Source organism: Lactiplantibacillus sp. 7.2.4 (genome assembly GCF_018991185.1).
Classification (GTDB): Bacteria; Bacillota; Bacilli; order Lactobacillales; family Lactobacillaceae; genus Lactiplantibacillus; species Lactiplantibacillus pentosus.
Genome location: NZ_JAGYGS010000079.1, coordinates 1 through 10,980 on the forward strand (window position 1 = coordinate 1; position 10,980 = coordinate 10,980).

At 41.2% G+C, this 10,980-nt stretch carries 10 protein-coding genes; 9 read left to right on the forward strand and 1 reads right to left on the reverse strand.

The window, feature by feature from the left end:
• The 8 genes from KGF70_RS15360 to KGF70_RS15395 form a co-directional block, all read left to right on the forward strand.
• A partial coding sequence (locus tag KGF70_RS15360) for a hypothetical protein (protein WP_216768762.1) occupies positions 1-700 on the forward strand: 700 nt, incomplete at its 5' end.
• Positions 701-711: 11 nt separating this feature from the next.
• Complete coding sequence (locus KGF70_RS15365; RefSeq protein WP_159257440.1) at positions 712-3,144, forward strand: phage tail spike protein; 2,433 nt, start codon at positions 712-714, stop codon at positions 3,142-3,144.
• Positions 3,145-3,163: 19 nt separating this feature from the next.
• Complete coding sequence (locus KGF70_RS15370) at positions 3,164-5,125, forward strand: hypothetical protein (RefSeq protein ID WP_216768760.1); 1,962 nt, start codon at positions 3,164-3,166, stop codon at positions 5,123-5,125.
• Positions 5,118-5,435: a hypothetical protein gene (locus KGF70_RS15375; protein ID WP_216748332.1), complete on the forward strand. Its 318-nt coding sequence runs from the start codon at positions 5,118-5,120 to the stop codon at positions 5,433-5,435. Before KGF70_RS15370 ends, KGF70_RS15375 begins: the two co-directional genes overlap by 8 nt.
• Positions 5,435-5,584 (forward strand): hypothetical protein, encoded by a 150-nt coding sequence (locus tag KGF70_RS15380; protein ID WP_156182995.1) that lies wholly within the window; start codon positions 5,435-5,437, stop codon positions 5,582-5,584. The genes KGF70_RS15375 and KGF70_RS15380 overlap by 1 nt, the downstream gene beginning before the upstream one ends.
• A 3-nt stretch (positions 5,585-5,587) precedes the next feature.
• Entirely contained in the window at positions 5,588-6,712 is a 1,125-nt protein-coding gene (locus KGF70_RS15385; protein ID WP_216748333.1) for a GH25 family lysozyme, read from the forward strand.
• Positions 6,713-6,961 carry a hemolysin XhlA family protein gene (locus KGF70_RS15390; protein ID WP_050339220.1) on the forward strand — a complete coding sequence of 83 codons (249 nt, stop codon included), beginning with the start codon at positions 6,713-6,715 and terminating at the stop codon, positions 6,959-6,961.
• Positions 6,962-6,972: 11 nt separating this feature from the next.
• A complete protein-coding gene (locus KGF70_RS15395) occupies positions 6,973-7,530 on the forward strand; it encodes a holin (protein WP_216768758.1) in 558 nt (185 codons plus the stop codon).
• A 1,004-nt stretch (positions 7,531-8,534) separates the two neighbouring features.
• Here the strand turns inward: KGF70_RS15395 and KGF70_RS15400 are convergent.
• Positions 8,535-9,605 (reverse strand): Abi family protein, encoded by a 1,071-nt coding sequence (locus KGF70_RS15400; RefSeq protein WP_216786490.1) that lies wholly within the window; start codon positions 9,603-9,605, stop codon positions 8,535-8,537.
• Positions 9,606-9,860: 255 nt separating this feature from the next.
• On the opposite strand from KGF70_RS15400, the gene KGF70_RS15405 reads away from it, so the two are divergent.
• Entirely contained in the window at positions 9,861-10,727 is an 867-nt protein-coding gene (locus tag KGF70_RS15405) for a C39 family peptidase (RefSeq protein ID WP_216768752.1), read from the forward strand.
• Positions 10,728-10,980 lie beyond the last annotated feature (253 nt).

Genomic DNA, 10,980 nt, shown 5'->3' on the forward strand with positions numbered 1-10,980 from the left:
TAAAATCAAGTCATACAAGGCTACGTTGAAAAAGCTTGAGAAAAAGAAGAAGTTGACTACAGCTCAAAAGAAACAGCTTAAAAAGTTGAAGGCACTGGCTGCAGCAAATTGGTACTATACAACCACTAGCAGCAAGAGCGTTGCTCAGGCTAAAACCGTGACAACGCCTGCAAATACTAGTACATCATCATTTAGTGATTTTTATGGCCTGTTCAGGATCAGAAAAGTGGGTAACAAGTACACCTATAAGATAGAAGAGCTTGATAGTAGCACGCACAAAGCCAAGAAGAACGGATTTTCAAAGAGCGGTAGCAAGACACTTTCATCTAGCTACGCTTTTTCTTTGGCCAAAATTGCTATGCACACGGCTAAGATGAACATTAAAGGCTTAGACACCTATGACAGCACTTCTAAGGGCAACGCCGTTTATTACAAAAATGATGTGATGTCTGGGTATGATTTGAAGGTTTATCAAGCCGTTGACACTGAAGATGTAACGCCAATTGCTGACAGTGACAACACACTTAAATTTGATTTTCAAGAGCACAAAATCTATAAAGATGACGCTGAATATATGGACAAGCTATCTATTGGTAGCTCTTGGCCAAGTCTACAAGGCGGTGAAGAGACTGAGATTGCTATTTCACCAACGATTGCTACAGCAGACTGGGCTATGACATATAGACCAACGTACAAGTAAGGAGATTTGAGATGTATTATGTTTTCAATAACGCTTTAGATAAAATCATCTCAACCGCAACGCCGGTGGGTGGCCATAGTCAGAGTGATTGGTTCGTGAATGATGAAATTCATACAGAGATTGCGTCTGAGGACTCCACCAGTGATGACGACACGTCTGTTAGTGAGATTCTGAATGGTAACACTAAAGAATGGAATAGCTATGTAACTATGGACGTGCCACGGCCGTCTTCACTTTATCCAATTATGGAAACAGGTGTACATCTAGTTCACCAAAACGCTGATGGGTATTTACACTGTTACCGTGTTTCTGAAGTGGAAGTTGACAGGTCAACTGGTCTGAAGAGTATTACGGCGTATGATTTGTTACTTTGGAATTTAAAGCACCTTGTACCTGATTCAAAGACAATGGTGAACCCTACGTCTCAAGACGTTATGGAGTACCTGCTGGGAGACTCAGACTTCGTCATCAATTCTGATGAATACACTGGTGAGAGTGAAGATGACAGCGGGCGTGCTAGTTATGAGATTAACGGTACTTCTACTGCGAACTCTTTACTACAAACTGCTCTTCAAGACTTTGATTTAGAGATTCGTTCGTATGTCGAAGTTAGTCAGGGTAAGGTAATCAATAAATATGTTGATATTGTCAGTGAGCTAGGCGATCAGAGTACGGGAAAACGAGTAGAATATCGTTTCAATGCTGAAAATATTCAGCGTGAAACAATTGATACAAGCTTAATTACTGCGCTTAAACCTCTTGGCGGTTCAGATGGCACTACAACGATTGCAGATGCAAATAGTGGTAGTGAGTGGATTTTTGACGCTACCGCGAATGATGAATATAACGCAGGCAATGCCAATTATCTTGAAGGTGTTACTTCAAATACCAACATTAACACAGCGGCGGGGCTATTGACGTGGGGGAAAAAAGTTCTGGCTTATTACAATCACCCACGATCAAATTACACTGTGACTATTTCACCTGATTTTTCTGCTGCGATTGGTGACAGCGTGCGGGTGATTGATCTTGAAGATGACCCACAACAAGCACTTTCTTCACGGGTAATTCAGCAAGTTGAATCTGAAGCAACTCCTTCAAGTAACTCAGTTGTTTTAGGCGAATTTACAACGTTAGCACTGATCACACCAAGCTTGATCAATTCACTAGAAAACAAATTGAATACCAGCATTTCTGATTTGATTCAGGATGCTCTGAGTGACAACACGGCTTTGGTGGCTACGATTTTACAGCCTGATGGTGCTGACTGGTCTTCTTCAGAATCAACTAAGCGGTTTATTGGCCATGTAGAAATTTATGGCACTGATGTCACCAGCTACTGTGAAGCGCCAGCTTTTGTATGGAATGTGTACAGCAGCTCAGGTAGTGCTGATACGGACTTTTATACGACTCACCGCAATGATGGTTATTTGCTGGAATTATCAAAAGATGAATTGAGCAGTGGTTCATTGACGCTCAGCATTAATACTGACTACATCAGTGAAACGAATGTGCTGGGAATGAATGAAGATAATGGTTCAAATCTATTACAATATAGTTTAAGTGATGGTTCGGATGATTCATATACTGGGAGTGCCAAGGCATTTCAATATGTGCAACCTATTACTTCAGGAACGTATAAAGGCTATTACATTGCGTCAAGGGCGTATAAAGATAGCCCGAGTACAACAGTATCTTTGTCAGTTACTCATGATTACGCAGTTGAATTTTTACTATTGGATAGCAATGGCACTTATCAATCATCAATGGTTCTTGACGGTAGCCGTCACGGTGCCAACTTTGGCATTCAAGTAGTTGATGACCTACCGTACATCTGGACGCAAGTATATGATGACTCCAACTACTATATCAGCCGTGTTAAGTATCAGGCGAACACTATTGTAGCCGTGGACAAGCTAACTACTTATTACAAGAGCGAGCGCCACATTACTTGCAACTATGACGCAACAAATAACATGGTTGGTATTCGTCTCACATATCTTGGTCAACTTTCAGTGATTGACGCAGATGAATTAATGAATGGCAGCACTGACCTCAAATACTCTATCCTGGTTACCGACTTTGGCTACTCACTTACTGATCAGACTTTTCAATCTTTCACTGTATATGGTGACTATGTTCTTTGGAATTCAGGAAAGGTTGACATGTCGGATAAGAGAATGCTTTATTGCGCCAATCTTGTAACTAATTCGTTAGTATTTAGCTATGAGTGGGGGCTGGCAGACATTGCGGCCAGTAATGACGTTTATGAACCAGAAACTACGTATTATGACGGCACTAATTTATATGCTGGTTTCAACGTCAAAAGTAGCACTACATCAACTGATAAAGTGGAATATTTGCAGCAATATCCGCTGACTTTTAGAACCGATAGCAGTGTTTCATTTAGTGATGATGATGATTCTGAAGATGAGACAGAATAAATGAAAGGAGGTGAAATAAATGGCAACTCTTGGCACGGTGTCTGTGTCAATCACAGACGCTTCAACAACTGCTGAAACTGCACAAGCAACTGCAGACACGGCAAACACAGGCGTCACCAATTTAAATACTAGCAGCATAATGTCAGTTATCGAAAAGCAGCAGCTTGAGTACTCTTTGACTGTGGCTACAATTCAATATACGGCAATTGTCACCACAGCTAAAAGCAGTAGTATTAGTACAACGGCATTAACCACAGCTTACAACGCAATGAATACATATGAATCAAGTCTATTAGCAGATTTGACGACTGCAAGCACGGTTGACCGCGATAACTTGACTACGTTGCAAAGTACATATAACACCGCCTATTCAAATGTTCAGACGCTGATCAATGATAGTTTTAGCGACTCAATTAGTGAAGCCGCAGCAAGTGCGGCAACAGCAAGTACGGCTGCAAGTACCGCTTCAGCGGCTGCAACCAGTGCCGGTGTGGTTGGTAGTAACGCTTCTAGCGCGGCTTCAGTTGCTTCAGCAGCCGCAAGCCAAGCAAGTGCAGATTACACCACGCTTAGCACAGGAGTTTCAGACGGTTCATTAATTCACATCACAACTAAGACAGCTATTGATGAAGCTGTAATTGGAACGGCAGAGTTAGCAGACGCAGCTATTACTAATGCAAAAATTGGCAGTGTGTCTGCAAGCAAATTGACTGCGGGCACGATTGACTTCAGCACTATCACTGGTACAAACATCAATGCCACCAATATCACCACAGGGACACTAGATGTAGCACGCTTGAATGTCGGTAGTTTATCAGCCTTATCTGCTGATCTAGGGACAGTGACAAGCGGCACGATTAAAGGTAATACAATCACCGGTGGCACAATCAGTGGGGCTACAGTTTCTGGTAATACAATCACCGGTGGCACGATCAGCGGTACTACAATCACGGGCACAGTCATCAATGGTGGCACGATTAACAGCGGTGTGATCAACAGCGGGACTAAGAGCACTAGTAGCTATAATACCGGCGGCTATTACCCGCTCACTATTAATGCTAGTGGCGTGTACACATCTACTATGTTTGATAGCAGTGTGGGCTTGCAAGCCGCAATTGATCAAGCGTCACTCACAACAAGCGTAAGATGCTTTACTGCTTCAAGTGACGGCACATATTATGCAAATCAAACTTCACTGAGCAATGGCCAATTGACACTTACTGACGGTTATACAGCAGCTTCAGATAACACATTTTCAAGCGGCGTTACTGCTACTGGGAGTGTCAGTCTTAGCTCTGTGTATGGTATTAATTTGTATGGCAATACGCAGACTATCACTTTTAACGGCCGGATCACTGACACTAACAAGGGTATTACCTTTACTACATATGGCAACATCAAGAGTAATGGTAATCAGGGTACTTGGTACGTTGGGTATAGCAATGATAGTCAAACCGCAAATTTTGGTATTGATTCAGCAGGGAGTAATCCCATAAAATTCAACCGTGATCTCTGGGTAAGGAATATGGGGTTAAGTCGTGCACATCAGGTTAGGTCTAAAGATGGTGGCGGTATCTATTTCACAGACGATGATAGTAATCGGGTGAATACCTATCATAAGAACATTTATTATTCAGGATCATCTTCAAAGTCGCTATTGTCTGAAAAGACCAATGTAGAGGCTGCTGACATTAATTACTGGTCAAGCCTTGCCATGAGTATTGATTTGGCCACGTACAATTATGATACAGATGATTACACTGATCCGCTGCGCTTATCAGGGATTATTGATGACGTAAACGCAACAAAAGAATGGGCTTTGCCTGAAGCATTCTATGCCCGTGATGAAGACGGCAACATAGTTGGTATTGATAACGGTGTGCTTTTAAACGCTGTACTAGCTTTATCGCAGGAACAGGCAAAGCAAATTGACGAATTAAACACTAACGTTTTAGCTATGGAGGCAAAAATCAATGGATAGTTTATTAATCACGAATTACAAACCAGACTATAACAACAACATCATGACTATTTCTTTCACTATTAAAAATCTTGCGATTAGCTCAGAAAGCACAATTGCAATGGACGACTTCAACACGGCAATTGCAAACGGCGTTGAAGCTATCAAGAAGATGGTTCTGAATAGCTTGATTACCGCACTCAGCGCAATGTTGCCTGATGACACAACGACTACTACCACAGCTGAAGAAACAACAACGACAACTACTGAAGCGACTGCTGATAATACGACTGAAAGCACTACTGAAGCAGAAAGCGGGGTGACTGAATAATGAAAGTTGACGGGCAAGCATTAGTTGATAAAATGCGTGAAAATTTTGCACAAAAAATTGCGATTAGCGAACAGGAAATTGCTATGCTTCAGGTTCAAAATGACAACCTGCAACATGAATTAAACGCTTTAAAAGGGAAGAAGGAATAAGGATTGAACGTTAAAAAGTTAATTAAGGGCGGGCTGTTAACTGCGGCCGCTCTTTTCTTTTTGTCTGGGTTAAAAGTTACCGCAAACGCCGCAACACAACCTGTGCTTGACCTTTCAGAATGGCAAGGCCAGATCACAACTAGCCAAGCCAAGCTTCTAAAAGGTGAAGTGAAGGGCGTCATCTTGCGTGTGCAATATGGCTCAAACTACAAAGATAAGTATTTTGTACATAATGTGAAGGTACTGAAAGCAGCAGGTGTTCCATACGGCGTGTATGCCTTCAGTCAGTATGTCAATGCAAGTGACGCTAAACAGGAAGCAAAAGATTTTTACAATCGTTCTAAAACATATGCACCAAAGTTTTACGTGAATGACGCTGAAGAATTGACAACGACTTCAGGTACATACAGCGCTGCAACCAAGGCATTCGCCACAGAATTGCAGTCGTTAACTAGTAAGAAAGTTTATCTCTATTCATATCAAAGTTTCTACACTACGAACATTAGTTCAAAGTCTGGTTATGACGGTATGTGGTTAGCAGCCTATCAGACAAGTGCACCTTCAACCAGCTTCAGCTACCAATTGTGGCAATACACTGACAGCCGTTACAGCACTTCACTAAAGGCTTCAACAGACGCTTCAAAGTTCACTGGTAGCAATAACTGGTTTGGCACCACTATTAACAAGTCAAATTATCCTTATGGTGGTCACATTCTGAAAGAAGTGGTACGTGTTAAAGCGGGCACTAAGTTTTATGGCACTAGCAAAACTATTGATAGCTCACTCACTAAGGTTAACTTGAGAGTACATTCAATCAAGACTGTGTACACGGGAAAATCAAATCAAGTTTTAACGCTATACAACGGCAGTACGGCAATTGGTCAAGTTCGCGCGCAAGATATTAAGGCCAGTTATTTTTCAAATCCTAAAATCACTAAGGCGAAAGTAGTGAAGAATAACGGTATCTGGACGTATAAAAACGGTAAGAGACAAACTCATATTAAGAAAGGTACGGTCTTAAAAGTAGATGGTTATGAAATTAACAGTGGCGGTTATCGGAGATTTAAACACTCTGGCCACAAGACTAATTTCACTGCTAACAAGGCTAATATTAAGGTAGTGAAGTAAATGGCACAGGGCGATATTAGTGATGAAACCCGTTTATTAATGGAGATTAAAGAAAATCTAGGCCGTCTAAACCAGAAATTTGACGATATGGGAAGCATTGATGAAAAGGTCAACCAAGCGTTAGCTTCTAGTAATGAAAACAGTCGTCGGATTGATCGACTAACAGCGATTCAAAATTGGCTGATTAGTGTATTGGTGGGCGGTGGCTTAATAACCTTATTAATTTACATTGCAGAAAAATTTATTTAGGAGAGACAATGATGACAAAAATAAAAAAAGCAGTAACCAAATTCTTTCAGACCATTGCGGCAACTTTTAAGGCTAACTACACTAAAGCTTCTTACTGGGCCCAAATCATTGGTTCAGTATTAGTGATTGGACTGGCCGTCGCCACAGTATTTTTTAACGATAGTATTGATACCAATACGGTTTTATTGATCATTACCGGCGTCGGATCACTATTAGCATTTTGGGGCGTGATTACAGATAATTCCATTTTGGAGGATACGGGTAACATAATCAAAACCAAGTCGAACACGCTAGCTTCTACGGAGCAAACGGTCGTGGAAGCCTTGTCAGAAGCCCAGGCTAAGATTGCGGCAGCTAACTCAGCAGCGGCCAGTCAAGCCGCAGTCGAGGCATCACAGGCAGTAGTGGCGGCTTACAGTCAAGCTGCTAGTGCGGCGGCAGTTGGTGACACGGCCACGGCTAGTTCAGCAGCCACTTTAGCGTCATCGCTAGCGGCTAATTTGGATAGCAATGTGCAATCAGATGCCGAAACGACGTCAGAATCCGCCTCACAAGCAGGCGAAAAGTAGTATAATTAAATATTGAATTTGCTAATCCCCTGCGCTTCGGCGTGGGGGATTTTTAGTTTGGCAGAAGTATACAAAAAAGGACCAGTCAAGACTGGCCCAATGCTTAAAGTAAAATAGGTGTTTTTCTGTTATCCCCTCCCTAAAGGCCAAGGGAAAACGTTAATAATTATACATCAAAGCTGGCAAATGTAAAGAGGCTTATAGGCTACTTCGAGTATTGCGATACAGATTGATAAGCGTTGTCATTTCTCGATCAAGCTTTACAAAACGGTAAATAATAAGTATAATGCCAGCTGTCTCTAGGATGTTTCTAGATGATAGTTATAACTTGATTAATTCCCCTGCGTTTCGGCGCGGGGGAATTTTCATGAATTTAATCAAGCCGGATTAGTATTATTGATATTAAGAAGATGTTGTGAAACTATGTAAACTTGGCCCCTCACAAGAGCGATACTAAAAGCGATACTGAGAAAACTTAATAGGGCCTAAACACAGTGGTATCAAAGGGCTTAGACGTTTTACTATGAAATCTTCTTGGCCGCATATAGATACAGATAGCTGGTATTGAGAGGTAAAGCCTTGATATACCAGTTTTTTTGTGAATCTAAATTGGAATAGTAGCACAAAGATGGTACAAATGTTGGAATTTGCTGGAGCTGATGATGATTTTGTTACGTTTTAGGCGCTAAGAAGGTTTAAGGCCTCTTTTGCTATCTCACCTAAAAAGTCATCTCTTGTTAGAATTTTTGTTAAATATGGTTTTATTACGAGCTGGTACTACGCATTATCTAAAATATGATACAAACTTAGTTCAAGGGACTCAAATTGGTCTTGACTTGTTTCAAAACCATGACAACCAAAAAAGGATACCACTTCAAGTGATATCCTTTTTATTGAGGGCACCGTCCACATATTTCAGTGACTATCGCCGCCCAGTGGTCTTAAGACCTCAAGTTACATCTTTATATTTAAATGTTAGCATCTTAAAAAGGCAGAGTCAAGTGTCAGACACAAATAGCTTTCAATTCCTTGTATGAATCAATTCCCATGCGCTTCAAAATACGATCATTCAAATCGTAATTTGTAGAATTGAAATATTTGTTATTTTGATAAATTAACGCTTTAAAAATTGGTCGTAACGACTTAAGACTTTGAAAACTACCCAAAACTTTTAAAGCATCTGCGAGGTGTATAATGGCTGGATAATTATTGCCACTACTACCATATTGGTCAGGCTTTAATTCTAAGTCATGCACTAGATTAGCGTTTAATTTGATGTATTTTGGTGTTTTGAACCTTAAAATTAAAGAACCATGTGCGCACTCATTTCTGAGCGATCTAATTACATCCAGTGCGCTCAAAAACTTATAATTATCATCATTTCCTAGTCCAAAATCAGCTAAAACATCTCTTGCATCATTGGACTTTAAGTAATGCATAATTCTGAGCAGTGTCCCAAAGTCAACTGTCTCAATCGCCACCCAAAAGGGAATTGCTACATGCCTATCCCTATTGTAGTAGGCAACGCCATTCGGATTTGAATAATTTACATCTCGATAAAAACGTGTATCGATAAAATCATTATTTCGTATGAGTTTTTCAATAAAATGATTTGTAAATAAATTGAAGTTATCAAAATTTTGACAAATACTATAATATTGACTTCCGCGCTCCCGAAACGGATATTGACTGTTAAGCCCCACGTTGTAATAGTTGTTTTTATTTGTATATTGCATTGTTGCGTTCAAATATTGACAATGATTTTTACTAAAATTATAGGCAATTGCTGTTTTCAGACGTCCTTCAAAATGCTCAATTAAATTGAAAATTTCATCTTTTAATCTAACATCAAATTTATAGATTCTTAGAAAGTCATCAAATGTTTCGGTAGTAAACTGCTTAGGATGAGTCTCAGGATGTGCTAATAATAAATTTTCTATTCCGTTTACTAACTGAAAGTAATTTGTTTCTTGTAAGTGTTGCTCAATAACCGCGATACTATCTGCATTCAAATGCCGTTCAGTTGCTAGAGTTACGGCTAATTCATGTCTTGATTTCCAAGGCTTTACTCCCATCGTATGTCTCCAGTTCTCATTTATTTATGCTAACTATAGCAGTAATTAACCTAAAATGGGTGATTAGTCTCCTTTTTACGTAATGAAAAATAAATGGCGCTATCGGTCGGATAGACTCAAGGCGTCGGTTACGAACTCACACCCTAACGTCCACCAACTTTGCCGTATTTTATATTTCAATCTCACACTTACCAGCATTATAATGTAAACGGTTAATCGATTGGCTAGCAGTTAATGGAAGGTGAGGGGCAGTAATTGACTAAAATCAGCAGATTATGGGGCCTACTCGGTAGTTTATTTGTGAGCGTGGGACTAGCGCAAGCGGCACATGCTGCGAATCCGCCACGGGCCGCGACCACTTATCCCATCCGTGCGATTCAAGTGACCCCAGCACGCGTTTATCAGACCAAGCGTCAAACGGGTGTTGGCTATCATCTAACGGTTTTGCCTGGGCAGCGGGCGCAATTGCGCGTTAATTTGCATTTGAAGTATCATCCACAGACCAAGTGGACGCGAACTGAACAAGCTGACATCTATCGTCACGGTCAGCGGCAACGCTACTATTACGTGCATAACGCTGCTCATCAGAGTGGCTGGGTTGCGGCGGCCGACTTGAAGCCAGTTACGACGGACACCGTGCAGTTGAAGGTCCCGCTCATCAATCAGTTGCCAGAATTGCCGACGGGCTGTGAAATGACGGCGGCCACGATGCTGCTGCAGTATGCGGGTGTCCGAATCGATAAGTTGGCGTTAGCGGCGTTAGTGCCGCGTAGTTCCAATCCCAACACGGGGTTTGTTGGCGACCCGACATCTGAATACGGTGTCGGTCTCTATATTTATCCGCAGGGGCTGTTACCGACGATGCGTCATTTCTTACCAACTGCGGTCGATTTGAGTGGAGCCAGCCTGCTCACAATCAAACAACGATTAGCTGATCGGCACCCCGTGGTCGTGTGGGTCAAAGGACTAGATGGTTTTGCCAGCCACACCGTCACGTTAACGGGGTACACTGCGATGACGATTCGTTACAATGACCCCTGGAATGGTCAGCGTGGCGAATTGACCAATCCGGTCTTTGAAGCAATGTGGCAAGGTAATGGGCGGCGGTCACTGAGTTATTAAGGAATTAATACCATCGTTAACTTTAGTTACTGTTTCGTAATTTTAGGTTAAAAAATACGCTATTTGATACACAAAAACTGGAATTTGATACTGTATTGCTTTTGTGTATCAAAAAAGCCTTTGTTATATGGGCTTTTACCGCTAGTGTATTTTGGCACGGAATTTGCATGTATATTAGTGAGTGCGAAAAAGATTGCGCTTACAGTATCAAAAAACATAAATAGTTACAGGCAATTTTAGATATTATTTATTC

Coding starts and splice junctions, on each gene's coding strand:
- KGF70_RS15365 (WP_159257440.1), top strand. CDS start 712: ATGTATTATGTTTTCAATAACGCTTTAGATAAAATCATCTCAACCGCA.
- KGF70_RS15370 (WP_216768760.1), top strand. CDS start 3,164: ATGGCAACTCTTGGCACGGTGTCTGTGTCAATCACAGACGCTTCAACA.
- KGF70_RS15375 (WP_216748332.1), top strand. CDS start 5,118: ATGGATAGTTTATTAATCACGAATTACAAACCAGACTATAACAACAAC.
- KGF70_RS15380 (WP_156182995.1), top strand. CDS start 5,435: ATGAAAGTTGACGGGCAAGCATTAGTTGATAAAATGCGTGAAAATTTT.
- KGF70_RS15390 (WP_050339220.1), top strand. CDS start 6,713: ATGGCACAGGGCGATATTAGTGATGAAACCCGTTTATTAATGGAGATT.
- KGF70_RS15395 (WP_216768758.1), top strand. CDS start 6,973: ATGACAAAAATAAAAAAAGCAGTAACCAAATTCTTTCAGACCATTGCG.
- KGF70_RS15400 (WP_216786490.1), bottom strand. CDS start 9,605: ATGGGAGTAAAGCCTTGGAAATCAAGACATGAATTAGCCGTAACTCTA.